This is a genomic window from Lentibacillus sp. JNUCC-1 (assembly GCF_009741735.1).
Lineage (GTDB): Bacteria > Bacillota > Bacilli > Bacillales > Amphibacillaceae > Lentibacillus_B.
This window is the reverse complement of the sequence record NZ_WHOH01000001.1, coordinates 1657979-1684926: the sequence shown is the minus strand read 5'-3', so window position 1 is coordinate 1684926 and position 26948 is coordinate 1657979. Positions and strand designations below refer to the sequence as shown.

Genomic DNA, 26948 nt, shown 5'->3' with positions numbered 1-26948 from the left:
CGCCTCCTATATTGGTTGTGGTTCTCTTGAGGAATATTGACTTATGCCTAATAAGGCGTCAATGCGTTAAGAACGTCCCCGGCGGTATTTCGCGGTCATTGAAACACCCACAATGATTTCAATAACGGCTAGCCCTAATACATATAACCCAATCGAAGGCAGCGTCAAAGCCCCCATAACCACATGGAACCCTGCCGAAATGTACAAGCCTACTGGTTTCTTCATATAAATGCTGAAAATCGCATAAAGCAATACAACTGTAATCAATGCGATAATGACCCAAAACATCCAAGCACTCATTTTTAGACCCTCCTTTAAAGAACCGTGGTGAATCACCGGTTTCATTGTAAAGCATATCAATCTGTGAAAAACTTTCTATGGTCCGTATTTTAACATAACATCGCTTGTTATTTATATGAGCGGGCCCTGGTGAGGGAGCTCGATAAACAGCAACTCCTTCATTTTCAAAAGCCTGTTACGAGCAAATAACCCCCGTAAATATCAAAATCACATAAGTTATCATCCGAAATGTCTGCTGGCTCATCCATCGAATAAAAAGCTGTCCTAAAAATATACCGGCAAAAAGCGCGGGGATAGCGATAAGCGAATCTACCCATACCTCCTTACGTGTACCGCCAAATGTGATTTGCATGATTAAACTGACAGAGTAAACAAAAAGGTAATAGGCCAATGTCGTACTGCGCAGGGTGACTTTATCAATTCCCGCGCTGGAAAAATACAGCAGGAGCGGCGGGCCAGGCACACCAATACTTGTTGTTAATAATCCTGAAAGCCCCCTGCTGCAAAGTCCCTGTTTTTCGTTCGGATGAATGTTACCTGAAAGACGAGGAGTGTTGTTACCATCAGAATAAGCACGCCAACAAGCATCTTCAATAATTGAATGTCCGCGAAAAGATAAATGAAAATACCGCAAACCAACCCGGCACCACTGCCTTTGATCAATCTCATGAGCAATGTTTGGTCGACTTCTTTTCTAATTTTAAAAATCATAAACGCAGAAAGACAAATGGAAAGCACAATGTTAATCTGAATCGCTGTATGCACAGGATACATGAATAACAAAAAAGGTGTGCCTATAATTGAAAAACCATATCCGGTACTGCTTTGTAAAAATGAAGCTGCCAGTACAATTAAATCTGCTGCCATATTACATCACCAATCCAATACATCAAAGTTCACCAAAAAGCTCAAATTGAATGAGCCTTAGCTTTAAAAGATTATGTACATCCATTATCGTTTCTTATTGAACATATTTCCACACTCTTTTTTAAAAAAGGATTGACTGTACTGACATTTGACCTTGTTCTTAATGGCTGGCAGTGAAATATGATTAGGGGAAAATGGGATGTCTTTGGATCTCTAAATGATGTTACCATAAACGATGTTTACGCTATAATAGGGCCTGTTTCAAAAAAAGGGGTTTTTTTAATGCACCAAAAGATATATAATCCTTATAAATGACAAGGGAGTGGATGCTATGGATACAAAGAATATCATCATTGTCGGTGCAGCGGGGCGGGACTTTCATAATTTCAATACATACTACCGCAATAACGAAGCATACCGAGTTGTGGCTTTTACAGCGGCACAGATTCCGGATATCGATGGACGCCGTTATCCTGCTGAGCTGGCGGGTGAGCTGTATCCGGAGGGCATCCCGATTTATGCACAAGATCAGCTGCCGGAATTGATTCAGACGCACCAAGTGGATGAGTGCGTTTTTGCTTACAGCGATATTCATTATGAAGAAGTGATGGCGACGAGTGCAATCGTCAACGCGGCGGGAGCTGACTTTACATTGCTCGGGCCAAAGCGCACGATGTTAAAGAGTAACAAGCCAGTGATTTCTGTATGTGCGGTCAGAACGGGAACAGGCAAAAGCCAGACGTCCCGTAAAATCATCGAAACACTGATGGCGCATGACCTGAAAGTTGTTGCTATCAGACATCCGATGCCGTACGGGGATTTAAATGCCCAACGTGTTCAGCGTTTTGCCACTGTCGACGATTTGAAAAAACATCATTGCACGATTGAAGAAATGGAAGAATACGAACCGCACGTGGCCCGGGGAAATATTGTCTATGCCGGAGTGGATTATGAAGAGATCCTGGCAGCGGCAGAAAACGACCCAGACGGCTGTGACGTGATCCTTTGGGACGGCGGCAACAATGACTTTTCTTTTATCGAGCCTGATTTAGCTGTGACCGTTCTCGACCCGCATCGTCCAGGGCATGAATTGACCTATTATCCCGGTGAAGTGTGCTTGAGGACGACAGACGTGGCCATTATCAACAAAGTCGACAGTGCAGGGAGGAAGCTGTTCAAATCGTGGAAGAGAACATCAAGCGGACCAACCCGAACAGTGTGATTGTAAAAGCCGAGTCAACCATCACAGTGGACGAGCCGGAACGTATAGCCGACAAACGCGTGCTCGTCGTTGAAGACGGTCCGACTTTGACGCATGGGGAAATGAAGCTCGGCGCAGGAACCGTCGCAGCCGAACGTCTAGGTGCAAAAGAAATTGTTGACCCGCGCCCATTCGCAACAGGTACCTTGGTCGATACGCTGAACAAATACCAGCATATCGGCAACGTCGTCCCAGCCATGGGGTATGGTGACCAGCAGCTGAAAGACCTTGAAGACACGATCAACAACACCGACTGCGACACCGTTATCATCGGCACACCAATCGACCTGAACCGTGTAATTTCAATTAACAAACCAACCGCCCGTGTCCACTACGACCTGAACGAACTCGAAGGCCCGAACCTGGACGGCATATTGAAAGACTTTATAAACAAATAGACGCAGCATAGGGAAGAAATAAGAAGGAAAAGGGAAGTGCCAGGCACCAAAACATTTGGTGCCTGGCACTTGTCGAATTTTATAAGTACGATAAAATTATGATTTGAACAATGTATTAATGCTGATGATTTCTTTCGGCATGTTAATTGTTTTGCTCATGTCTGAAATCAACAAAAAATAATCCCTCATGTGCTGTCCAGGCGCTTTTGAGGGATTATTCTTAAACCAGTGCCTTCCCCCTCTTGATGGGGTTGGTCTATTGGAACCGTTCCATGCACCAACATGGGACGGTTTTTAATATTGTATACAAAACACTATGTCTTATGTGTACTATACCACAAAAAGTTGTGGTGTACACGTGAACCGCTAATGTGAATTATAATACCCCTTGTGCTAAGGTCAGGCATTTATTTCTTATATTCTTTCACGATCAGCCACCACATCAAAATGATACCTGCAGCGGCCACTGCCGCACCAATCAATATAACACTGGCCACTGCAAATCCAAGTCCTGTCCAACCATCATTCACATAACCAACGACATACAGAACCACACTCAAGACAACCGCCCCAACCGGGAAAAGTAGCTTTTTCTTAAGTGTGTGGGCCATCAATGAAAGAAGTACAATCACTATGGTTGCTAAGACTAGTGCCAAAAACGGTTCCAAGTTGTTTGCTCCTTCCTTTAGAAGATCAGAAGGGTAGAAGTTCTTTTGCTAAGCTTAACATACGTGAACGCCACAAATAAACACGCCAACTTCCCTGATACAAGGCTAAACTTTCATGATTATCACCAAAACTCCAGCGATTGAACAGCAAACGCCATTGATAAACGTAGAAACTCCAGCGATACAACCCAAAACTTCCCGGATAGCCTTCTCCCATCAAAGCCAGACACCTATGTCCAAGTGACCTCCCCAAGCGAGAAATCCCACCCAAATTCATGTATGATAAACCTAACAACCACCAATCCAATCCACAAAGGACGATACCTATGAAAATTCAAATCATCACCGTCGGAAAACTAAAGGAAAAGTATCTGAAACAAGGCATCCAGGAATACATGAAACGCCTCAGCACCTACGCCAAAGTCGAGATCATTGAAGTCCCTGATGAAAAAGCACCCGAGAACCTTTCAGATGCCGAAGCCACCACTGTCAAAGACAAAGAAGGTACCCGCATCATGAACCACATCCAGCCCGACACGTACGTCATTACCCTGGAGATCAACGGCACCATGCCCACATCCGAACAACTCGCCAAAAAATTCGACACCCTGGCCACATACGGCAACAGCAAAATCGCCTTCGTCATCGGAGGATCACTTGGACTGAGTGAAGCTGTTCAGAGCCGGAGTGACTACGCCTTGTCATTTTCCAAAATGACCTTCCCACACCAGTTGATGCGGTTGGTATTGCTGGAGCAGGTGTATCGGGCTTTTCGGATTAATAGGGGAGAACCTTATCATAAGTAAAATGCAAAGCGAAAGGCATTCTCCATTTTTATATGAGAAAGGAGACCGATAGAAATTGTCTATGAAAATAACAGAGTGTCCAAAATGTGGTGAGACGGAATTAGGCCGAGGGAAGCAAACGGGGATGGGGACTATTATTCCGAACGGTAAAGTAAGCTTCGGTGAGGAAGTTGAGCATCTTATCTGTTCTCAGTGCGGTTTGATTATCGAAAGCTATGTAAAAAAACCAGAGAAATTCAAGGGTACGTACTATTAAGCGGCGTATTCCGATTGTTGAATAACCGCTCTACATCCAGTCCATACTGTAATCAAGTTAATTGATTAATAGTATGGGAGTGTGAAAAATATGCTACTATCAGAGGCATGGGAAAAGTATCAGTCTGATAAACGAATTGAAGGTTATTCCCCGCTTACGCTTAAAATGTATGGATATCAATATAGACTTTTAAAACGTTATTTCGATGAGCTTCAAATGGAAAAATTCACAACGGACAATTTAAAGCAATACCTTTTTGAACGTGGGGATCATTTGCAGCCGTCTAGTTTAGGTCATCGTATACGATTCATTAAATCTCTTTTTAAATGGGCACATGAAGAAGGCTACATTTTAAAGAATCCGGCTTCGAAGTTAAAGGAACCTAAGTTAGGGCAGCGTATTCCAAAGTTCCTTTCTGAACACGAAATTGAGCATTTGCGTGAGAGCTGTCAGACAACAATGGAAAAGGCTCTATTTGAATTTTTTTATTCGACTGGCTGCAGAATAGGAGAAGTTGTGAAGTTGAATAAAGATGATATTAACTTCATGGGAAACTCAGTAATTGTGCACGGGAAGGGTGATAAGGAAAGAGAAGTTTATTTTAACATACGCTGTGCGATTTGGCTGAAAAGGTACCTGGAAGAACGTGATGACGACGAATCCTGTTTATTTGTGACAGAGCGTAACCCTAAAAGGCGCATGAGCATAGACACCGTGAGATACATTATTAAGCGTATTTCAAACCGCTCTGGAATTAAAAAAGCGATTCACCCTCACCAACTGCGTCATAGTTATGCAACCCATATGGTGGACAACGGCGCGCCTCTAGAAGTGATTCAAAGCCTTCTTGGTCATGAAAAGAGTGAAACAACGAGGATCTATGCACATTTGAGTGGGAAATTAAGACATGATTTTTATAGTAAATACTTTTAATACTCAATTAAAAAATAACTGAACATTTACGTTACTGGGAAAATAAGTTATGATAAGAGTATAGGTTTACGGTTTTATAGTTCCACAATCGGGCCAGTTTGTTTAGCAACGCTCGTAAAGCAAATGGATTTTTTATGTTAGGATAAATGGTGATTGTGAAGAAATGTACTTAAAGTAACGGGCAGGTTAGTTCAGATTCTGTTTTATTTAAATAAAAGACGGTGAAAAAAGCACCGTCTATAATTCGCTATTTACTTTGTGTTAATTCTTTGTAATAAAGGTAATTGACTTTATGCTTGGTAGCCATTAACTGCGAAGCCAAAACCGCCGTATAAACAGTGGTTAGTACAATTGCTCCAATACCAAGACCTGAAAGGTTTATCTTATTAGATGTACTCATTCCATTATTACTTGTGCTCATAGCATTATTACTTGTGGGTGCTTCTGCCATTTTATTAACCCCCTAATTTGTTATAGGAGTATTATTTGTAAAGGCATTTAAACTTATACTCTAAAAAATAACTGAGAGAAAGAAAAGAGGCAGGTCTTAAAACCTTTAAGTTTGTGAACAAATATACTTAAACAAACGGGCGCCATTCTTGAATAAGGATTAGCGTGAGCATCATATATAAGGGTCATATTATTGAATAAAATAATCCATATACGATGAAAATAAAAAGAGATTCAGATGAGGGGGAATTCTTCTTATGATATTTGTACGGTTAAATAAAAGTTCACTGAATAAACTGGATAAGTAAAAAGGTAAATATCGTGGAATGGTAAAATTATATGAACAAAGACCCGAGAATAAACCATGCCACCGAATTAAAATAAACAATCGCAAAACTGTTAATGAGATATGTGTATTTGGTTAGAAATTAAAGTCTATTTAATAGAAGGTTGGAAGAGAGTGTAAAATAGTTTGTGTAAATAGAAATGACGATTAAACGATCTTCATTTAAAAAAGGAAGCCCCTTTCTGTAGAATAGAGTTAGCGACAACATTCACAGAAAAGAGGTCTTCCCTATGAACCATCTTACTACAGATTTAATCGAAGCACTAGCCCAAAAACAAGACATTGAAGAGGTTTTTCGTCGCCATCTTGAAACAGCGGTTAATCAGTTGTTAAAACATGAACTAACTGCTTTTCTGGATTATGAACCCTATGCCCGCGAAGGATTCCATTCCGGTAACTCACGGAACGGATTCTACGATCGCACCTTTAAAACAGAATATGGTGAACTTCAGCTTGCGATCCCCAGAGATCGAAATGGTGAATTCCAACCGGAAACTCTCGCTCCGTATCAGCGTTCCAATGACACGTTGGAACAGTTTGTCATTCATCTTTATGAAAAAGGTATCACAACCGATGAAATTGCAGATTTGATGGAGCGAATGTATGGACATCATTATTCCAGACAAACCGTATCCAACTTCACACAGCTGGTTGCGGAAGATGTACAGGCTTTTCATGAACGGAAACTGGAGAAACGATATGTCTGCATCTATCTGGATGCAACGCACATTCCCATTCGTCGTCAAACGGTTGAAAAGGAAGCCGTTTATATTGCCATCGGCATTACTGAGGAAGGAACGAAAGAAGTCCTAGACTTCACCATCGCACCAACAGAATCGACGCATGTTTGGGAAGAAATGATCCAACACCTACAAGCGAGAGGATTGGAACAAGTCCTTCTATTCATTTCGGACGGTTTACCCGGCATGACGGACGCCATTCACCGTGTTTATCCAAAAGCCAAGCATCAGGTCTGCTGTGTTCATGTTGCCCGCAACATTGCCAGTAAAGTGCGGGTGAAAGACCGCCCAGCCATTCTGGATGATTTTAAAAACGTCTACCAAGCCAAAGATCGGGACGAAGCCGTAGATGCTTTGAATGCATTCCAGGACAAATGGAAAAAGATTTATCCACGTGTGATTGACGCGGTGGTTGGGAACGAACAGCTATTAACGTTTTATGATTTCCCTGCTTCCATTCGCCGTAGTATTTACTCAACCAATCTCATCGAAGCGTTTAATAAGGAAATTAAGCGATACGTGAAGCGAAAAGAACAATTTCCCAACGAAGATGCCCTGGAGCGATTCCTGGTTACTCAATTCTTAGATTATAATCAAAAATTCGGCATCCGTTGCCACAGGGGATTTGATCAAGCTAAGCCAGAATTACTGCATATGTTTGAAGATCAACAAGTGCAGGCTTAATCTCAAGTCCGCCATCCTTGACCATGTTTCGCGGTCGTGGTGGTGCACGAATGGAGAGATGGCAAAAATAAAGCCCTAAGGGCTCCATCCGCACACCCAGCGTACAACGCCCGATCTCTTTCTACGCTCTCGCCGGTCGGGAACCCTGAACCCAACACAACGAATCGAAAAGAAGAGGCAACATGGTCAAGGACAAACAGCTGTGCTGTGACTCAGAGCAATTTATACAAAAAGAAATTTTTTCTGAATTTATCTATCAGCTAGCCGTTCTACCAGAACAGGGTCATTTACACAAAATTATTGACACACCCGGTTGGAAAAATCAATAGTATAATAAAATCATAGGAATTAATATTGATTATTCCTTCAATATAGTATTCTTATAACTATTTTCTACTAATTAAGCAGGAGGTAATATCCAATGAAAGCTGCAGTCTGGTATGGAAAAAAAGACTTACGGGTAGACGAAATAGAACTAAAACAAACGAAAGATACCGATGTTAAAGTAAGGGTAGCTTGGGCAGGTATTTGTGGCAGTGATTTACATGAGTATGAAGAGGGACCGGTGTTTGTACCAAATGAAAAAGAGGATCCGTTAACTGGAGAAATCGCTCCGCTAACCATGGGGCATGAATTTGCAGGTGTTATTGAAGAAGTAGGTCCAAAGGTGACAAAATATAAAGTTGGCGATAGAGTAGCAATTAATCCAACAATCACTTATGGAAATAAGCCGGAAGACCTTGATCCTTATGATGGGTTTAGCTTTATTGGTCTTCACAGTGACGGTGGTTTTACTAAATACGCAAATGTACCGGAAGATAACGTTTATCTACTTCCAGAATCTTTAACACTACAGGATGGAGCTTTAGTAGAACCAACTGCGGTTGCCGTACAAGCTGTAAAAGAAGGGAAACTGCAGTTTGGTGATACGGTAGCTGTATTTGGTGCAGGTCCAATTGGTTTAATGACAATTATTGCAGCTAAAGCTGCTGGTGCCAGCAAGATTATTGCTTTAGATTTGTCGGAAACTAGAATTGAGAAAGCAAAAGAATTAGGAGCAACCCATGTCGTTAACTCTAGCGAACAAGATGCTGTTACAGCGATCAAGGAAATTGTTCCAGATGGAGTAGATGTTTCCTTTGAAGTTGCCGGAGTAGCACCAACATTTAAACAAGCAATTGATTCAACAAGAGCACGTGGAACAATGGTTATTGTGTCTATATTTGCTAGGGAGATTGAATGGAATCCAATACAGCTTACAAATACAGGTGTAAAAGTTACATCAACAATCGCATATACACCTACTACATTCCAACAAACTGTAGATTTAATGGGAACAGGACAATTAAAACCACAGGGAATTATTACAGACCAAATTCAATTGGATGATATTGTTGAAAATGGATTCGAAGCATTGACAAACGATAAATCACAAGCAAAAATAGTAGTTGAATTAAGTGGTGAGAAATAAAATGTATTATTTAACCCTGAGTAGCAGCTGTTACTTGGGGTTTTGTTATCACTGTCAGCTAGGTCCAGGTAGATAAATTAGCGAAGTGATATTGAACTCTTCTTTAAGAAGAATATTGACGATATTCTGCAATACCAGCTAATAGTAGAAGTGGATAATTCCATTAACGGGCGCGCGCGACAAGCTTTGCTATAAACGCTACCAAGCGTGAAAGGCGGAGAATTCATAAATGAATTCTAACTTTACAACCAAGGAAGGGAATGACGGAACCATGTTTCCCAAAACCATCCCGTCAATACTCCTGCATGCGTTGTGACTGACAGGTTACAGGGTTTGAAGTACAGGTGGATAAGGCAGAACGAAGGCTGAAGCCACTCCCACGGAGAAGGTATGCCAACGGATATGCCCTACGGCTGAAAAACTGGATATGGTGAGAATGGCTTCAAAGATATGGAGCTGACGAATAACCGAATATACAGGTCTAAAGTTTGAACATAGGGAAACTTATGTCCCATCCAACGATGGGGTGAGTGGTGTGCAGTAAAAATGCGCCCTATGAAACACGCTATACCGAACAAAGGCGGTATCCAGCTCACAGGCTTCCAGGGGACACCTAAGTTCAGTACGGATAGCTAGGTTGTAAGGGACTTGGAAAACAAGGAACGTTGAAACAAGGACTGTCATCCGAAACGTTTGCTATAAGACTTATGCCGAAGGGCATTTATCCTTGTGAGGGTAGGGGCATGACTGATGAATTTCCTGTAATGGGAATGGAGGAACAGCCCCAAGTCTAATAAAATGAAAAGTTATTTTCCATACGTGCATTGCACCGGTCGGGTAGGAACGTGGGAACATCACTCCAACAGGAGGGATGCCACAGTGCAAGCTTTACGATATTGGGATTACTACGATATGACGGAAACGTTTACGGATTTATATGATAAAAGTTTGAATCAACAAGCTTTTTCACATCTTTACGATGTTATCATATCAAGAGAAAATATCTTGCTTGCTTATCGTACTATCAAGTCCAACAAAGGGTCTAAGACACCTGGAACGGATAGAAGAACGATAAGTGATATGAAAAAATGGTCTGAAGAAAAACTCATGATGGAAATCCGAAACCAGCTAGAAAACTATTGTCCGAAAAAGGTTAGACGAAAATGGATTGAAAAAGATAATGGAAAGTGGAGACCCCTCGGCATCCCTTGTATATTAGATCGAATCATTCAACAATGTTTTAAACAAGTGCTTGAACCGATTGCGGAAGCCCAGTTCTATAATCATAGTTATGGATTTAGACCATTACGTTCTGCGCATCACGCCATGGCAAGAATTCAATCTTTAATCAATCAAGCCCATTTTCATTTTGTGGTGGACATTGATATAAAGGGATTCTTTGACCATATTAACCATACATTGCTTATTAAGCAACTATGGAATATGGGAATCCAAGACCGAAAAGTACTAGCTTGTATTGGCAAAATGCTCAAAGCTGAAATAGATGGTGAAGGAACACCATCTCAAGGCGTTCCGCAGGGTGGATTGTTATCAACTTTACTTGCAAACGTTGTGCTGAATGACCTCGACCAATGGGTTGCGGGACAGTGGGAATTCTTCCCTCTTTCCAAATCTTTTCAATCTAGGACTGGTGAAACACTAGCCAAAAAGCGTACTAATCTGAAGGAAGGCTATCTCGTTCGCTATGCGGATGATTTTAAAATTTTATGTAAGGATGGAAAAACAGCCCAAAAATGGTACCATGCCGTGAGGCTATTTCTCAAAGACCGTTTGGGACTGGATATTTCGCCTGAAAAATCACAGATAGTGAATTTACGGAAAAGAGAATCCGAATTTCTAGGATTCACCATCCGAGCTGACAAAAAGGGTAAAAAGCGTGTTGCACGCACTGGCATTAAAGCGAGTAAAAAACGCAAAATCAAAGAAGAGGCTAAGAAACTAATTCGGAGAATTAGAACCTCTCCCTCGGCAATGAATGCGTTGCTTTTCAATAGTTTTGTTTTAGGAATTCATCAATATTTCAAAAGGGCTACCAAGGTTAATCTCGAGTTTTCACGTCTTGCCTATGATTTAGGTGCGTTCATTTACAATCATCTTAGACCAGTGGGCAAATACGGTCATCCAGCTAATCCGCCACCAACTTATAAAAAGATGTATCCTAATAGATTTAAAACATTTCAAATTGCTGGTGTATATCTATTCCCACTTTCGGATGTAAAAACGTTGAATGCCTTTGGATTTACTCCAAAAATGACGCCTTTCACGGAAGAAGGAAGGAATATGATACACAAAAAGCTGCGTTCAGACATCCAAAGCGAAATAGGCTTACTCATGAAATCAACACTTCCAAACCGAAGTATTGAATACATGGATAACCGAATCAGCAGGTACAGTATGAAGATGGGAAAATGTGAAATCACAGGCGCTGAATTGCCTGCGGCTGATGTTCACTGTCACCATTATGTACCATTAAGCCTTGGCGGAAATGACCAATTTGATAATCTCCGTATCCTTCATAAAGGAATACACAAGTTAATCCATGCCACTAATAAAAAGATGATTGATGGACTTATAAAAGGATTTCAGCTTACTGGAGACATGATAAATAAAGTCAATCGTTTCCGTAGGAAATGTGAGCTTGAAACGATTTAAAAATTCCAAACATGAAGTAACGAGGAACTTATAACTCAGTATATTTTGTTAGATGGAACGCGGAGTGCGGGGAAACCTGCACGCTCCGTGTGGAGCAGGGGAAAAGCTGGAGATGACCTCAAAGGCTTACCTATTGCAAACGTTTGTTGAATAACAAGGTGAATATATCAAGAACCGTTCAATCAATATGAGCGGTTTTTTTGTTTTAAGGCATAATAGTTTTGTTGGTATTTGTTTGCATCAGAACTCATTTCTTCAATCTTCCTGGAGAAATTTTGATCTAGGGATAGGAAAAACAGAAATGTATAAATAAAAATTTAAGAATATGCACATAATGTTATGTGCATGTACATAATGTACACAACGTACATAATATGCTACTATAGGAGGTGAAAGGAGATGACTAATGTGACTACATTGTTGAACGCAACAGATGTCCGTAAACACTGGGGTCAATTTAACGATGATGTCGTTAGAGATGGACCTAAGTTTGTCAAACGTAACAGAGACAAATGGGTTGCTTTAAGCTCAGAACATTTAAAAGCGGCTTTCTCGCGTTTTACTTTTACAGCCAGGTTTTTGCAAGAGGAAGATGGCACAATTACCGCTACTCTTGATAACTTTGATATTGTTGAGAACGGGGACAATGAAGAAGAAGTCCTTGATTTAGTTGTAGATGAATTGATTGAGTATGCGAATGAATATCAAATTAATTTTAATCTGTATTTCAATTCTCCAAATAGACGTGATCAGTTCCCTTATATTTTGAATGTTTTGGCTCAAAATAGTAGTGAAGAAGTTAGAGGATTAGTTTCATGCCAAGCTGGAGAGAAATAGAGCGTTTTTGTAGACGAGACGGTTGGGAAGAATTCAAGAAAAAGGGGCATCACATCTATTTTAGAAAAGAAAATGACGATGGGACTGTAAAACGTACAAAAGTTTCGAGGGGAACGGGAGAAGTAAGAGGTAATTTGTGGAAGGGAATTCTAAAAAAGCAATTACAAGTAACAGAAGAGGAGTTTAACGCCAAGAAGTAGTCGATATAAGTCTTTTGTCGCCTTAATACATTAGCAATGCGAAGACAGAGACGCATTACACACGAATAAGTGCATCATTGGTAAAATGAAATTAGAATGTGTACAATCACAACGTTTGTGATCTAATAAATGTAAAAAGTTCATATAAATTAATAAAGACCGCTCCATGCTGTAACATGGAGCGGTCTTCAATAGACCGACCCCCGTTAAGAGGGGGTGCAGCGAGTTAAAAATACTCCCTCACATACCTGCTAGAGTGCGTGAGGGAGTGTTTTTAATTTTTTTCATAAGTGAAGCCTATTCCGCCCAAACTCCTCCAGCAATCCGCACCACATGGCGCAATTTCTCCCACTGTTCTTCTTCTGTCAAAAGGTTACCTTCTTCTGTAGAGGCGAATCCGCATTGCGGGCTCAGGCATAGCTGGTCCTTGTTTACGTATTGCGTTGCCTCTTCAATCCGTGCCTTGATTTCAGCTGGCTCTTCCAACTCAGGTGTTTTCGATGTGATTAAGCCGAGTACGACTTTTTGATCCTGAATGAATCGCAAGGGGGAAAAGTCTCCTGCGCGATCGGTGTCGTATTCCAGGAAGAAGGCGTCGACGTTGACGCGGGAAAACAGTTCCTTTGCGATGGGTTCATAACCGCCCTGGTAGAGCCATGCTGATTTGAAGTTGCCTCGGCAAATATGGAGTGTGATCGCCATATCGGCTGGTTTCTTCGCTACAGCTTCAACGGTGATATCGGCAAACTTTTTAACGAGTTCGTCTGGGTCAAATCCTTGGGCACTGATCTTTTCTCTGAAATCCGGACTGAACAAGGCGCCCCAGCTCGTGTCATCCAGTTGTAAATACCGGCATCCGGCATCGTAAAATGCTTGGATGGCATCTTGATAGACTTTTACAATGTCTTGAGCCACTTCATCTAATGACGGATAGGCCGGGTTGTTCAAGTAAGGCTGGCTTCCGACCACCCCTGAGTAAAAAATCATATTCGGACCTGGGATCGTTATTTTCGCAACGTGGTCCCCGGCAATGCTTTTTAAATAAGCGAAGTCTGCTAAAAATGGGTGGTTTTTCGGAAAGCTTAACTTGGAATCGACGGTATAGGCTTCTGCTTTGGTCATGGCGCCGTTAAACGCACCAGTCAAGTCTACTTCATAGGTGCGTATCCCCTTGATGGCTCTTATGAAATCCAGGTGCCACCATCTTCTCCGGAATTCGCCGTCGGTCACTGCCTTCAGACCGGCTTCCTTTTGTCTTTCAACAATCCTTGCAATCTCGCTATCTTCCAATGCTCGTAATGCTTCTTTTGTGATGTCACCTTTTTGGTAATCTGCTCTTGCTTCTTTAAGCGTTTGCGGGCGTAACAAGCTCCCGACGTGGTCTCCTCTGAATGGTGCTTTTGCAGTTGTAAGCAATAAAACATCTCCTTTGTATTTAGAATTTGTGTAATATTATATATTGCAAGGCGAAATAAAGATAGGGATACATTTTAAAATTAAAAGCGGGTAACGATTCAAGAGATGCGGGTCCTGTCGTATAATAGGGGCAAGTCGCTCAGCTCGGTCTACTAATTTAAGAGGTGATAGAAACATGGAATGGACGACACATTTGTTATCAGGCGTGGCTGCTGGGTTTGCTGTGACTGGCGGTGATTGGAGAGGTGCGGCTGTCGGCGGCGTGGCTGGGGTGGTCTCAGATCTGGATGAGCATAAGTCCAGGTTCGGTAAGATTTTCTTTCCGATATCATTCATTATTAATAAAACGGTTGGCCACCGGACGCTCACACATTCGCTGTTGTTTGTAGCGGTGGTTGGCGCCCTGTTATCACCGATTTTTGACCCGTGGGTGGTATCGTCCGCGTGTGCAGGGATTTTAGCGCATATCGCAGGGGATATGCTGACGGGGAAGGTGAAGCTCTTTTATCCGTTTCAAACATCTGTCGGGCTATCTGTGAGTCGCAGGGAATTTAAGATGATTGATAAGGTGGCTGCGATCGTGTTGATTGGGTTTATTGTGTATGAGTGTGTGCCTTTGTTGAGGAATGTGTTTTAAATACATACGAGAGGCTGATTTTATCCGAATTTCCGATATATGGGTTGAATTCGCCGATATAATCCTCAAAAACGCAGATATCCACTCCAAAATTTCCGATATCCGGGTCAAATATTCCGATATCATCGAGAGAAAGCATGCCTCTCCAGACGCCAGTCACCCGCTTTCCCAGTGCGCGTCAGCCTTATGATCATGATTAAAATTAAAATCAGGTTCAAAACAACCATATTTTACCGTATAATAAGATAAAATACAGTGAGAACCTTGGTCCTCGAATAAAACTGTTCAAGCGGGGCCGTGATTCTTTGGGAAAGTGGAGAGGTCATGAAAACAAAAACCGGATTACTTTATATCAGCTTAACGGCGGTGGTTGTTATTGTGTTCATCCTCCTCCTCACACCATCGATGCGCCTGGGTTTATTTTCGGACGTGCCAAAAGCGGTGAAGCAGCACACGCCAGCAACAACTTCAATCAACGCCAAGGCACAAGCCCCCGACCCAGATGCGGTAAACGTAAACCAGACAGAAGCCAAGTCGGACGCCGCTTTTGAACCGAACCAACTCGCTTTCGTCAATGTCCCTGTTGCCACCCTTTGGACTGAGCCTGGGTTGGACCGGCCAGTTGACGCCGTCGCGGTCGGGAACCCGGCAGACATGCGCAAGTGGACAGAAGACATGAGCATTACTGAAAAGAAGTGGCTGATCGGCAACCTGCAAACACAGGCATTGTACGGCAATGCGGTCACGATTATGCAGGTAACGGACGGCTGGGCTGAGGTGGGAGTGCATGGGCAGCCGGAACCCGGGAGTGACGCGGGCTATGTCGCTTGGTTGCCTCTCAATCAATTAACCTATGAAACCACTTATGAAAATGCGGTCGAAACGGGTGCGTCTGCGATGGTGACAGCACCAACAACGTGGCTGTACACCGATCAAGACATGCAGACGCCATTCATCGAGATCAGCTATAATACAAAACTTCCTGTGCTTGAACAAGAGGAACAGACCGTGCTTGTCGCTACGCCTGGTGACGGGCAACATTGGATTGCCAAAGACGCTGTGGGCGTTACCAAAAAAGGCGAAGAGGTACCAGAGCCGACTGGAGATGCGCTTGTCCAGAGCGGCAAACAGTTCTTGGGGCTGCCGTATTTATGGGCAGGTGCGTCAGGGTTCGGGTTCGATTGTTCGGGATTCACGCACAATGTGTATAAAGCCCATGGGATGACGATTCCGCGTGACGCCTCGGCTCAAGCTTTGCAGGGTAAAGAAGTGGCAAAAGCAGATTTGCAAAAAGGGGATTTATTATTTTTTGCCGATGAGAATGGGGAAGGGCATGTGCACCATGTGGGCATGTATATCGGCAATGGCGAGATGATCCATGCTCCCAATACGGATAAAACTGTAGAAATCATCCAGGTTTTTCAGTCGGATTATTGGTCCAATGAATACGCGGGAGCCAGAAGGTTTGTTGACGAGCCATGACGGGCCTGATGATCCATCTAGGTTTTAAAAAGTGATCCAGAGACACGCTCTTGGACCACTTTTCTTTATGGATTTTTAATGCTGTTGGGAAGGGTTCTTAAACTATTGGACACACGTTCCACGACAGATTCATAATCATCTTGCCGGTCTTCAGGATATTCGATGGAAAGCTTCACAATATAATCGTCGGCCATCAGTGATTTTTTGTAGACGATATTGTCGCCATCCACATAGGACAGGACATACCAGTCGTCTGCGAGTTTCTTATAGCCGATCGAATGATTGTCTGCTTTCAAATCAGCCAGCTCATCTTCATAGATCGGTTTAATGGCGTCAAGGTCACTAATGGGCGTCCCGCCATATCCCATATGGCTGCCTGAAGCAATAATGACGGCTGATTCGTCATGGACTTCGATGCCATCACCATTGTCGGGCATATAGTCGGCTTCAAAAGATGATGGATATTCGATAGCAAAACCGAATCTCGGGTTTTGATACGTTTTGTAGCCGTCGCTTGTTTCTTCGTCACCTTGAACTTGAGCTTCTTCTGACTGAGTCGTGTCTTCAGTGTTCGTGTTATTGTTTTGGTTTTCTGAGGCGGCATTGGTGGTGTTAGAGTCACTGTTCTCCGGTGCCGCGTCTTGATCGTCCGCTGTTTCGTTCTCTTCCGTGTCTTCCTGAGTTGCCTGGTCATCATTGGGTATGGCAGCAGGATCGCTGCTATTATCACCACAGGCACTTAGCAACAGCCCCATTGCGACTGCCACCGCGATCGTACCGAAATGGTTCCTCATGTCTAGCACCTCAATTTTTCGAAAAATAGCCTTATTATTCCAATTCCCTTTTACCTTGAAATGATAAACGTGTATGCTTTTGTCCTTAGCCCAATTGAGTTCTGACTTTTCGAACCAAAGTATGTACATAATCGGCGTAATATGCGACAATATGGACGGAATGTATTGATTTTTACAGCATGAACACATAAAATTAAAGTAGTAATCTGAAAATTTTGTAACATCATTTGAAACGCGCATCAGCGCTCAATAGACATCAGTGGGGGTTAAGTAATGAAGCTGGATACAAAAGTCATTCATGGCGGTCCGTTGACAGATCAACATACTGGGAGCTCGTCCATACCAATCTACCAATCATCTACCTTTCATCAGAAAAATTTTGCAGAAGCACAGGAATTTACATATACGCGGTTCGGCAACCCAACGAGACAAGCGCTTGAAGAAACAATTGCATGTTTGGAGTTTGCTGAGCATGGTTATGCCTTCTCTTCTGGAATGGCGGCGATTTCTGCGGTGCTGCTGAACTTTTCAGCGGGTGACCATGTCGTGTTCTGCAAAGATATCTATGGCGGCGCACATCAGCTCGTCTCTGAAATGTTTCCCAAGCACGGGATCGAATATTCTTATGTCGATGAAACAGATCCATCCGCATGGGAAACGGCGATTCAAGCGAATACGAAAGCCTTCTATATTGAAACACCGTCCAATCCTTTGCTGAAAATCACCGACATTCAAGCGGTGGCGTCTTTGGCAAAAGAGAATGGCATCACAACGATTATTGACAACACATTCATGACACCTGTGTATCAAAACCCGATCAAACTCGGCGTCGACATTGTCATTCACAGCGCTACGAAATTCATCAATGGCCATAGCGATGTTACCGCCGGCCTGGTTGTCACGAGTAACGAGGAGATCGCAGAAATGCTCTGCAAAACGCAGAAGATGTTCGGAAGCATGCTCGATCCGCACAACTGCTGGCTCGTGCTCCGCGGCATTAAAACGATGAAAATCCGCATGGACAGCAAGACGGAAAATGCCGCATTTATCGCGAACGAACTTCAGCATCATAACAAAGTCAGAGCTGTCTATTATCCTACGCTTGCGAATCACGCAGGAGCGGATATTCATGCTAAACAAGCAACGAGCGGAGGGGCGGTACTGACAATTGATCTGGGTACTTACGAAAACGCAGCGGTCTTTTTCGAAAACATCACCGTCCCGATCGTCGCCGTGAGTCTCGGCGGGGTCGAGTCGATTCTGTCATATCCATATACGATGTCACATGCCTGTGTTCCTGAAAAAGAACGCATCGAACTGGGTGTCACAGAAGGCCTGATCCGCTTAAGCTGCGGCATTGAAGATAAACAGGATCTGCTGGATGATATCGTGAAGGCGCTGGAATATGTTGATGCAGGTGCGGTGTCACAGGATGCGGGACAAGATTCCATGGTTGAGCCATTCTAGATAAATTTCGGCGTCTTACACTCGCTGCATCATAGCTAAAAAGGTCCAGTCACCAGTCGTCTGGGCCTTTTTAGCATGCTAAATTAAAACTCCACTGATAATCAGTAAAACTTCCCTGATAGAATCATGAACTCCCCTGATATTACATAAAACTCCACTGATAGAACCGCAAACTCCCTGGATAACGTCTTTGGATAAGTGTCAGTCCCCACATCGCTAAAGCTTTAAAACGCGCCAAGGCACTTCACCTCCTGAAATGCCCTCACCTTTAAAAATGTTTTCATGTTAAAATGAATACATAACCACTGGGGAGGGTGCTTGATGCTAGATGAGTGGTTGGGTTATATAGCTGAGTATATTTTACTTAAAAATGAAGAATTGTCTATGATTGATATGAAACAAGATAATGGTGTTGTATATATTTCCGTCATAAAAAGGACTGCAAGGACGAGACGGGTGGTGGCGCGTTTTTCTTTTGGACTGGCTTCTGTTGCGCCTGTCCCTCCTGATGCGCTTGTGAAGGCTTTTGCCAGTCCGAAAGTGAAGAAACGTTTTGCCGCCAGTGAAGAAACTTTTGACTGGATCCGCAATGGTTGGATCATCCGGGAATATCGTTTCGAGAAGGATGAACGAACGGTGAAAAGCGAGCAGTATCGAATGGGACTGGCTTTGTTTAAGCACCTTCAGCGTCTCGAAATAGAGAGGGCTGAAGTACAAGCCCGGCTTATTCTCGACTGGCGTTCACGTTGGGAAAAAACAGAGAAAGTATCTCATACGACCGGGTCTCTCCGATCGCTGGCTCTGAGAACGCTTGAAAATGAGTTGGAAACAATAGCCGGGGGCGTCCAGAATATTTCACCCGGAAACGGTGGGGTTGAACAATTAAACTGGATTATTGCGAGCTGGCGGTTTCAAAAGCAGATGTCATTTCTGCATTTCCTGCTTGCTCTGTATCAAATAGCGTGTGAAGAAGAGATATTTGATTGGAAGCAAATCGGAGCGCGCTATTACCGAAAGATCGGCGGTTCAAAGGAATTTGATGTACATAAAAAGGAATTCATTGAGGAAGCAGAACAGCTGCTTCAGCGACCGCTGCACTTATACGGTCTGGCAACTCTCGGGACCATCACGCCTATTTTTTTCACTGGGGAGATGCACGGGGGAAATGTGTCATACCATCATGGCAGTGTCCATGCGACCACAGATTTGGCCGTGTTTACCGATTCCTTTCAAACAGAAGCTGAGGTCTTATGGCTCGTGGAAAATCGCGGCGTGCTGACACGGATGGCTTATGAAAAAGACTTCCTCATCAATTCGAAGAGTCTTGTCCTGGGAATTGACGGTCAGATCAGGTCGGCCCACCGCCGATTGATCACCCAGCTCGCCCCACATGTGAAGCAGGTCATCATTTGGACTGACGTTGATGAAGCAGGCCTCACGATTGCGAGAGAAGCGGCTGGAATCTTAGTTAAAGAAGGTATTACAACGAAATGGGTAGTGCCGCCGCTCGAGATCGTAACCACACTCGAACAATTTGAACAGCGATACATACAATCCATTCAAATAAACACGGAAGAGCAGGAACAAGAGATTGGAGGCGTCCAGCATTGGAAAACATGGATCAAGCATTGATTTCCATCTTTGATGTGGAAAATGACAAACCCGAGCTGCTCCAATCAATGCGAGACCTTGCAGCACTATCAGGGGTGCTGAACGAGCTGAGTGATAAAGAGTACTTTCAGTCACCGTTTCATGTGCTGCGCTTCCTGCGAGTGCTCAACATTATCAATCAGGAAGCATTGGGAATTGCCGACCCAATTGAGAATGAAGACACTTTGTATTATCGGTATCGCCATACGTTTGGCTATGACGAGGCTATGACGATCGGGTATATCAAACACCTTGTTTTCGTATTGGGGAAATTCAACTGGATTGCCAAAACTGCCAAACGGATCAAGATGCGGGATGTCGGGAAACGCATGATGGATGTATTGATCCGGCTCGCCAATGATTCACTTGCTTACTATTTAAACGATGAAGTGGCCAGGTCTCTTTTCCAGGCCAAGCGAGATGCGGAGTTAAGTGAAGCCTACGACGATAAAGGCATCTCAGGGGGAAACAAGCTGGCCAGCATGATTAAAAATGTCGAGGAAGCGGTGGAACTGCTCAAGGAACGAGAGCTCGAATACCTGTCTGACCGCAACGCACTTAACCAGGTTGAGGTGATCCACCAGCTTATGCAGGAATTGGAAGATAAGATGACAGAGCGGCTTGAGAAGTTCGAGACACTGGATCAGGAACTTGTTTTTGCAGCGGTACGACAGCGAGGCACCGCTGCCATGAGTGAAGGTGTCAAGATCAGCCTAGGAACGATTAATAAAATTCTTAAGTTCACCCATTTGCAGAGAACCGATTTTATGCATACCATCCAGCCGGAAGCCCTGCGCAACTTCATCGTTAAATCATTTGATCCACCGATTGGCTCGGATATACCTAATGCCCATCAGATTCTCAGTTTTATGGAACAGGAGCAGTACCGAGGGGAAGCCATGGACGGGCTGTGGGTGCCGGTTAAGTTCGCTTCGCCTTTATCCCCTGAAGCGATTGATCAGGGCATTCATTATGTGGAAAATTACGAGCCCATCACAAAAGAAATTGAAGACACCATTGAGGCCGCCTACACCGATCCGGATGAAGTGCTGGAGGATCAGTTGGAAGAATTGATGGGAGACTCGAAATGGCAAATGACCAAACAAATGATTCACACCGAGGAAATCGAAGCCTATCTCGAGCAAGTGGATGAGGCGGGGTTGGATGAATTGATCATTGAAACCGGCTCGGCAAAGTGGAGTGATGTTCTTAACGGTTTAATTGGAGTCTCAGCCCTTGTCGCTAATAAAAAAGCAGATATAAATGAAAATGCCAGGAAACCGCTCAATAAAGATGAAACAGAACGCGATTGGAGGTGGGCAGATGACGAACAAGGAACCTATGGCATCCGGAAAAGAGGTAGAAGAAGTGAATAATCTCAATCCCCTGGCAGCCATGCAATCCGTGCAGGGATTTTTAACGAAGGAGGAAGAACTTGCTTTTATGCATATCTTGTTCTCTTCTTCAGCCACGATTCGCAGCGGCAATTTCGGTCTGTCAAAGAAAGAAGTGGAGAAGCTACTCGATGTTCATAACGACGAAGCTGCTTTCGACTCATTTATCAAACGACTGAACCAGGTGCTCAGCCGTTATTTCCAAGTGGTTTATGACGAGCGCCGGGATCAGGTGGCTGCCCTGATGCGGGTCCCGGCCAGACAAGCCCGGAATGTGTTAAACAAGGAAAGCCTGTCCCTCCTGATGTTTATCTTCTATCATCAGGAAGTCCTGCAGAACGCGTACACGCTCTTCTCCCAACTGGTAAACAGCTTCGGACATGAATCCCTCCAAGTGACAAGAAGAATCCAGGCAAATCTGGATCCTTTGAAAAAAATCGGCGCCATCGAGAACGTTGATACCGATTCAAGTGAAGATGCCTATCAGCTCACTGCCATCGGTGTGAACATGTTCTCAGATTCATATTTACGTAGATATGCAGAATTCAGCCAATCCAACCAGCTTCACATGGAAGATGTTCTGCGCTTCTTTAAACGCTATAACCTAAAAGGGGGCATGCACGATGATTCCGTGGAGACTTAAGTTTTCTGGCATACGAGACTATACCCCGACTGTCATGGACTTTTCCGGTAATGATGATCACGTTCTGATCTCCGGTCCGAACGGGGCTGGCAAATCCACCGTGACGTTCTGCATGGGTGGTGTGCTGTACTCCAGCAAGGTGGACCTTGAAGGCTTAAAGTCGAACAACCTCCCGGATGACCAGACGTGGCGGGCCAGTATTGAACTTCTGTTTAAAAATGACGGTACCAAGAAGGTGGACGCGCCTTTGTTCGTTCAGTTCCGGTTGGATATTGAGCAGCACCCCGGTGAACCAGTCAGAAAAGAGTTTTATATAGAAGAAGGCGACAGGATTGACGAGTGGGATAGAGAAATGAAATTCGCTGCTGGCGGGAAGCTCAATTTCTCAGAGTATAAGAATCTGGTTTTTTCCAAATATGCCATTGACCCCGACAGCTTCTATCTCATCTGGTATCAGAAAGAAGTCAACCAGTTTGCGGTGATGGCTCCTGAGGAACGTTTCCGGATTTTCAGTGAGATGAACGGCATCGACGACATCCAGAAGAACTGGGAAGAAAGCAAGGAGCTTGTGAAAGAAACGGAACAAAGCTTAGAGGAAGCCGAGAGTAAGCAGCGCCTTAATAAAATGAATCTTAAGCAGAAGAAATCGGAGCTTGAACGCTATGAAGATCGTAATCGCAGGCTTGAGCAGGGGTTTAAGCAATATTACACAAGCTTGCTCTGGCTTGAACATTATCACATGACTCAAATTCAATCATTGAAAAGGGAGATAGTAGAGCTAAAAGGTGACAAAGAAGAAACGCTGGGAGAGAGACGAGAGCTGGAAATCGATCATGCCGCGCAAACAGAACTGCAGGACGCGCTGGCTCACATGATCGAGCAGTGTGAAACCCGTGAAACGGAACTGATGGCCGATCTGGACCGTCTTAAACAACAGCTCCAAAGTACACAGGAAAAACGTGATGCCATCTCAGCCGACATTCATGAAATCACCAACCGAGTCGATCGGATTGGCATGACAGAGCAGGATGTCAAAGAGAGATTGCAAGAGGCAGAAGAGGCCTGCAGCCGTTTTAACCAGTCCATCAATGATATAGAAGAAGCGAGCAGCAACCTTTTGCAACAGATGAATGAGCTCACATCCGAAATCGCAAAGCTAAGCGTTAAAATTGAACAGGACCGTCACCGTGAAAAAGAAGTGAACGACTTGATTGCAGCTTATCGCAGCAGCAATGTTGTTCAAGATGAAATGGATCAGAATGACCGCCGGATCGAATCTGACAAAGATTTGCTGCGTGATCTTGGTGCCCAAGAAAAAAGCCTGTCCCGGGAGCTGGACCATCTCCGTCAAAACAAATTGCTCTCTCCCAGGCAGGAGACCTCGCTCCAATATTTTGCCAGACAAAACATTGCTGCCTACCCGCTGCGGGATCTGCTCACACTGGATGATTCTGCAAAACACCGGGATGAGCAACTGTTTGATGCGATCAAATATACCCTGTTTGTTAATACAAAAGCTTTTCGTGCGCCAACGGATCTATATCACGTGCCCCTGCCTCAAGTGGTGCCGGAAAAGACCATCACCCATTTGCCGGAGCAGCACATCAAAGTAAAGGACGGGTTAACGGACGAGCAGTATGCATTTGCTGTGAAGGCACTCTGGTGGACACGATCTTTTTTTATAGAAGAAAAACCGGTTATTGACAAAGGTATGCTGGTTGATCCAAGAGGTATCAGGGGCCCGCAAGAAGATCAGAAAATCATCTTGAGTGAAAAAATGCTGCAAACATACCAGGCTGAAGTTGAGCAGGAGCTGGCTGACATTAAGGCCCAGCGCGAGAAGCTTACAAAAAGGATTGAAGACCTCAAGAATGTAAACTCAACTTTGTTCAGCCGGCGTGAATCACTGAAAGATGCCGAAGCTTTTTTAAGACATGCAAACGAGCGGGAATGGCAACAGAATCAGCACACTAAACTTAAGCAGGAGCTGACCGATCTTGAACAGGTCCAGCAGCAGGCCCAGCGTGATTTGGACGGCCTAAAAACCACACTCGCCGAATGGAAACAACAGGCTACGACCTACCAGGAATATCAAGACACCTATGCGCAATACAGACAGGAGCAAGCCAAGATCAAGGAAGTGCAAGAGTTGAACGAACTGCTTGACTCGCTTAACCGTGACAAGAAAGTTAAAAATAAACAACTGGACCAATTGCATGATGACCTGGATACAAAGCGACGGGAACAACGCCAGCTCAATACTAAACTGGATGCCATCGCCGAGAATATCAACTATCAGGACCGAGAAGTTGAACAGATAGAACGGCAAATCAGAGACAGGTCAGAAGCCCATGTAACAAACGAGGAGAGCTACAGTCGGACAAGGAGAGAAATGCGGCGGCTGCATGAATCGGCCCCACATTTCATGAACCAGTTTAAAGAAGAACTGCAACAGCTTCCTGAGATGACCAAACCGACTGCTGAAGAACACCGGGAACGAGGTAAAGCAACTTATGACAATGCTGTAAATGAAACAGGTATTGACGAAGCTGCTCCCGAGAACTATGAGAAGATGAAGGAAGCGTATGACCGGTCAGAAAATGAAGTCAAGAAATCCAAGATCCTACTGGAAGACTATACAGAAAAAATGGAAACCCTAAAAGAAGATCTGGAAAGCACCATCAACATGAAAATCATCGCCGTGAATCAGAAGTTTGTGCATTACATGTCCTTATTCGGATTTGAAGGGAAAATCGAGTGGGATATGAATACCAATCGCCGCGGCCAAATCCGCTATACATTATTCATTAAAGCAAGGAAAGAAGGCCACCGAGGCAAAGTGGAGGATGTCAGTGAGAAAGCGAGGGGTGGCAAAGTCGGAAAAGGTGTCTCAGGTGGGGAAGAGTCACTCAGCTCCCTGCTGTTCGCGCTCGCCCTGCTACAAACCATCGAAGCCTCACCCGGATACATTGTACTCGACGAATTCGACAGTGCCCTTGACGAAGGCCGGAAAGACAAAGTGTTCGAACTATATGAACAGGAATTGAACCGCAAAATGATCATTCTCACACCAAAATCACACGAAGAAGCATATCTATACCGCTTTTCAAAAGCTTACGTCGTCCACCACAATCCCAACATTCCCAAAAGCACCATCTTCAAGGTGAAAAGAACCACAGGAACAGGAGCTACCGTCCAAGAGAAGTAGATGAGAAGCACAGGTTCCATGGACCAGACAGCAACAGGGGCAATGGTGGATTGGTGGCCCAGTTTATTGCATTTAAAAAGTCCGGGTACGTTCCCCGGGCTTTTTAAATAACTATCTTACAAACTCCACTGATATTAGCGTCATCTTCTTTGACCCTTTACTGGTAATTCACAATCGCCGGATTAGGATCCAGCTTCAGCACCTCTTCAGGAGTCATGATTGGTTCATCTTTTTTATAAAAAATTTTAAAGCCGCCGTATTGGACGGCTTCGTTGCGCACGAATTTGCGATAAAGCGACTTCTTCGTCGATGCATCGCCCCAGCCGTCATAGTTCAATGTGACTTGCACATGTTCGCTTGGTCGAATGGCTGATTTGTTTGTGATCGCGTCATCTATGAACTGATGGACGACGATCATTTTATCCGGCAAATCATTTTCTTCCACCAGGTCTGTCAGATATTCCACCGCTTCCTGGACTTCAGCACCGTCAACGCCGCCAAGATCGACGCCGGGTGTTTCGCCTTCAGCCACGTGGAATTCGGTGTCGATGGCGAGGTGGACGTAAGGAAGCTTCAGCCACTCTTCAAGCAATTTAACCTGATGAAGAACAGAATCGGTTCCGAGCTGAACATCCAGCATCAGCAGGGCATCGTTCTCCTTGGCGAGATCGGCATATTCGTCAATAAGCTCTGGTGGTGTCCTGTGATAATAATGGCCCTCAGGACCTGGATCCCGCTGTGCAACAGTGGAAATGAGCTCGATCATGGGCACAGCCGGCCGTTCAGGATCCGCATCTGAATACGCCTGTGTCTGTTCTTTCAGCTTTTTCATGAGCTCGTCCTTCCCCATCTCCCCTAAAATTCCCATGTTTTCAGAGTTCGGATGTCCATAATAGGCGACAATCCTATGATTTTTCAAAGGGCCGTTTGTTTGGTCCTCCGCCCCTTTGACCAATGTTTGGCCAACCGGAACCATGCGGGCGGGGTCGCTTCCATGAGCTTCGGCATCGGGCATATTTTCAAGTTCTTGTTGAGTGAGTTTTTGTTCAAGAGGCTTGGCATCCTCTGCCGGCTTCAGTGCTTTATAAGGTTGAGCCGGTTCCTTGTCTTCGGGCTTTTCTTTGTCTTCAGGTTCAGGTGCTGCATTTTCCTCTGTGTTTGAATTCTCTTCTTTTCCATTGTTCTCCTCTTGATCCGCATTGTTATCCGAACAAGCGGCCAGCAACAGAATAAGAAACACGCCCAAAATTAAGGCGACAGATTTTTTCATGATGGTCACTTCCTTATGTATTGATCACTTCTATCTGGGTATACCCTGAATTTGATTATTATAACAGAGGAAATTTTAGTGTGGATTGTTGCCAGAG

Annotated in this window: 24 protein-coding genes and 1 pseudogene; 17 read left to right on the top strand and 8 right to left on the bottom strand. The window is 44.1% G+C overall.

Features of this window, described 5'->3' with window-relative positions:
• Window positions 1-66 precede the first annotated feature (66 nt).
• Together JNUCC1_RS07725 and JNUCC1_RS07720 are read right to left on the bottom strand one after the other, a co-directional pair.
• Window positions 67-300 carry a hypothetical protein gene (locus JNUCC1_RS07725; RefSeq protein WP_156644839.1) on the bottom strand — a complete coding sequence of 78 codons (234 nt, stop codon included), beginning with the start codon at window positions 298-300 and terminating at the stop codon, window positions 67-69.
• 175 nt (window positions 301-475) lie between these two features.
• Window positions 476-1167: pseudogene (locus tag JNUCC1_RS07720) on the bottom strand (sulfite exporter TauE/SafE family protein).
• Window positions 1168-1498: 331 nt separating this feature from the next.
• Here JNUCC1_RS07720 and JNUCC1_RS07715 point away from each other — a divergent pair.
• From JNUCC1_RS07715 to JNUCC1_RS19475, 3 genes are all read left to right on the top strand, one after another.
• Window positions 1499-2389: a hypothetical protein gene (locus JNUCC1_RS07715; RefSeq protein WP_231784094.1), complete on the top strand. Its 891-nt coding sequence runs from the start codon at window positions 1499-1501 to the stop codon at window positions 2387-2389.
• A complete protein-coding gene (locus JNUCC1_RS18660) occupies window positions 2350-2826 on the top strand; it encodes a hypothetical protein (RefSeq protein ID WP_231784093.1) in 477 nt (158 codons plus the stop codon). Before JNUCC1_RS07715 ends, JNUCC1_RS18660 begins: the two co-directional genes overlap by 40 nt.
• Window positions 2827-2944: 118 nt before the next feature.
• A complete protein-coding gene (locus tag JNUCC1_RS19475) occupies window positions 2945-3007 on the top strand; it encodes a putative holin-like toxin (protein WP_442915448.1) in 63 nt (20 codons plus the stop codon).
• A 226-nt stretch (window positions 3008-3233) separates the two neighbouring features.
• On the opposite strand, the gene JNUCC1_RS07710 is transcribed toward JNUCC1_RS19475, so the two are convergent.
• Together JNUCC1_RS07710 and JNUCC1_RS07705 are read right to left on the bottom strand one after the other, a co-directional pair.
• Window positions 3234-3494, bottom strand: a complete 261-nt coding sequence (locus tag JNUCC1_RS07710; RefSeq protein WP_156644838.1) for a hypothetical protein — start codon at window positions 3492-3494, stop codon at window positions 3234-3236.
• 25 nt (window positions 3495-3519) lie between these two features.
• On the bottom strand, window positions 3520-3711 hold the full coding sequence (locus JNUCC1_RS07705; protein WP_156644837.1) for a hypothetical protein: 192 nt from the start codon (window positions 3709-3711) through the stop codon (window positions 3520-3522).
• Window positions 3712-3820: 109 nt separating this feature from the next.
• Between JNUCC1_RS07705 and rlmH the strand changes: the two genes are divergently transcribed.
• Entirely contained in the window at window positions 3821-4300 is a 480-nt protein-coding gene (gene rlmH, locus JNUCC1_RS07700; RefSeq protein WP_156644836.1) for a 23S rRNA (pseudouridine(1915)-N(3))-methyltransferase RlmH, read from the top strand.
• Between the two features lie 346 nt (window positions 4301-4646).
• Complete coding sequence (gene xerA / locus JNUCC1_RS07695; protein ID WP_156644835.1) at window positions 4647-5489, top strand: site-specific tyrosine recombinase/integron integrase; 843 nt, start codon at window positions 4647-4649, stop codon at window positions 5487-5489.
• Between the two features lie 247 nt (window positions 5490-5736).
• On the opposite strand, the gene JNUCC1_RS07690 is transcribed toward xerA, so the two are convergent.
• Window positions 5737-5940 (bottom strand): hypothetical protein, encoded by a 204-nt coding sequence (locus JNUCC1_RS07690; protein WP_156644834.1) that lies wholly within the window; start codon window positions 5938-5940, stop codon window positions 5737-5739.
• A 575-nt stretch (window positions 5941-6515) separates the two neighbouring features.
• On the opposite strand from JNUCC1_RS07690, the gene JNUCC1_RS07685 reads away from it, so the two are divergent.
• The 5 genes from JNUCC1_RS07685 to JNUCC1_RS07665 all read left to right on the top strand — a co-directional run bounded on the left by JNUCC1_RS07685 (window position 6516) and on the right by JNUCC1_RS07665 (window position 12890).
• On the top strand, window positions 6516-7709 hold the full coding sequence (locus JNUCC1_RS07685; RefSeq protein ID WP_156643798.1) for an IS256 family transposase: 1194 nt from the start codon (window positions 6516-6518) through the stop codon (window positions 7707-7709).
• Between the two features lie 421 nt (window positions 7710-8130).
• Complete coding sequence (locus tag JNUCC1_RS07680) at window positions 8131-9180, top strand: 2,3-butanediol dehydrogenase (RefSeq protein ID WP_156644833.1); 1050 nt, start codon at window positions 8131-8133, stop codon at window positions 9178-9180.
• Window positions 9181-10059: 879 nt separating this feature from the next.
• A complete protein-coding gene (gene ltrA / locus JNUCC1_RS07675) occupies window positions 10060-11853 on the top strand; it encodes a group II intron reverse transcriptase/maturase (RefSeq protein ID WP_331713660.1) in 1794 nt (597 codons plus the stop codon).
• Window positions 11854-12252: 399 nt separating this feature from the next.
• Window positions 12253-12690 (top strand): hypothetical protein, encoded by a 438-nt coding sequence (locus JNUCC1_RS07670; RefSeq protein WP_156644831.1) that lies wholly within the window; start codon window positions 12253-12255, stop codon window positions 12688-12690.
• Window positions 12669-12890 (top strand): type II toxin-antitoxin system HicA family toxin, encoded by a 222-nt coding sequence (locus tag JNUCC1_RS07665; protein WP_156644830.1) that lies wholly within the window; start codon window positions 12669-12671, stop codon window positions 12888-12890. The genes JNUCC1_RS07670 and JNUCC1_RS07665 overlap by 22 nt, the downstream gene beginning before the upstream one ends.
• Window positions 12891-13187: 297 nt before the next feature.
• Here the strand turns inward: JNUCC1_RS07665 and JNUCC1_RS07660 are convergent, their stop codons facing one another.
• Window positions 13188-14306, bottom strand: a complete 1119-nt coding sequence (locus tag JNUCC1_RS07660) for a 5-methyltetrahydropteroyltriglutamate--homocysteine S-methyltransferase (RefSeq protein WP_156644829.1) — start codon at window positions 14304-14306, stop codon at window positions 13188-13190.
• A 175-nt stretch (window positions 14307-14481) separates the two neighbouring features.
• On the opposite strand from JNUCC1_RS07660, the gene JNUCC1_RS07655 reads away from it, so the two are divergent.
• Window positions 14482-14943, top strand: a complete 462-nt coding sequence (locus tag JNUCC1_RS07655) for a metal-dependent hydrolase (RefSeq protein WP_156644828.1) — start codon at window positions 14482-14484, stop codon at window positions 14941-14943.
• 324 nt (window positions 14944-15267) lie between these two features.
• Window positions 15268-16425: a C40 family peptidase gene (locus JNUCC1_RS07650; protein ID WP_156644827.1), complete on the top strand. Its 1158-nt coding sequence runs from the start codon at window positions 15268-15270 to the stop codon at window positions 16423-16425.
• A gap of 65 nt (window positions 16426-16490) precedes the next feature.
• On the opposite strand, the gene JNUCC1_RS07645 is transcribed toward JNUCC1_RS07650, so the two are convergent.
• A complete protein-coding gene (locus JNUCC1_RS07645; protein WP_156644826.1) occupies window positions 16491-17219 on the bottom strand; it encodes a hypothetical protein in 729 nt (242 codons plus the stop codon).
• A 273-nt stretch (window positions 17220-17492) separates the two neighbouring features.
• Between JNUCC1_RS07645 and JNUCC1_RS07640 the strand changes: the two genes are divergently transcribed.
• The 5 genes from JNUCC1_RS07640 to JNUCC1_RS07620 all read left to right on the top strand — a co-directional run bounded on the left by JNUCC1_RS07640 (window position 17493) and on the right by JNUCC1_RS07620 (window position 25581).
• Complete coding sequence (locus JNUCC1_RS07640; RefSeq protein WP_156644825.1) at window positions 17493-18686, top strand: trans-sulfuration enzyme family protein; 1194 nt, start codon at window positions 17493-17495, stop codon at window positions 18684-18686.
• A gap of 321 nt (window positions 18687-19007) precedes the next feature.
• Window positions 19008-20318, top strand: a complete 1311-nt coding sequence (locus tag JNUCC1_RS07635; protein WP_197431669.1) for a DUF2399 domain-containing protein — start codon at window positions 19008-19010, stop codon at window positions 20316-20318.
• Complete coding sequence (locus JNUCC1_RS07630; RefSeq protein WP_156644823.1) at window positions 20294-21712, top strand: hypothetical protein; 1419 nt, start codon at window positions 20294-20296, stop codon at window positions 21710-21712. Before JNUCC1_RS07635 ends, JNUCC1_RS07630 begins: the two co-directional genes overlap by 25 nt.
• Window positions 21660-22373 carry a hypothetical protein gene (locus tag JNUCC1_RS07625; protein ID WP_197431668.1) on the top strand — a complete coding sequence of 238 codons (714 nt, stop codon included), beginning with the start codon at window positions 21660-21662 and terminating at the stop codon, window positions 22371-22373. The genes JNUCC1_RS07630 and JNUCC1_RS07625 overlap by 53 nt, the downstream gene beginning before the upstream one ends.
• A complete protein-coding gene (locus JNUCC1_RS07620; RefSeq protein WP_156644822.1) occupies window positions 22354-25581 on the top strand; it encodes an AAA family ATPase in 3228 nt (1075 codons plus the stop codon). Before JNUCC1_RS07625 ends, JNUCC1_RS07620 begins: the two co-directional genes overlap by 20 nt.
• 157 nt (window positions 25582-25738) lie before the next feature.
• On the opposite strand, the gene JNUCC1_RS07615 is transcribed toward JNUCC1_RS07620, so the two are convergent.
• Window positions 25739-26851, bottom strand: a complete 1113-nt coding sequence (locus JNUCC1_RS07615; protein WP_156644821.1) for a hypothetical protein — start codon at window positions 26849-26851, stop codon at window positions 25739-25741.
• Window positions 26852-26948 lie beyond the last annotated feature (97 nt).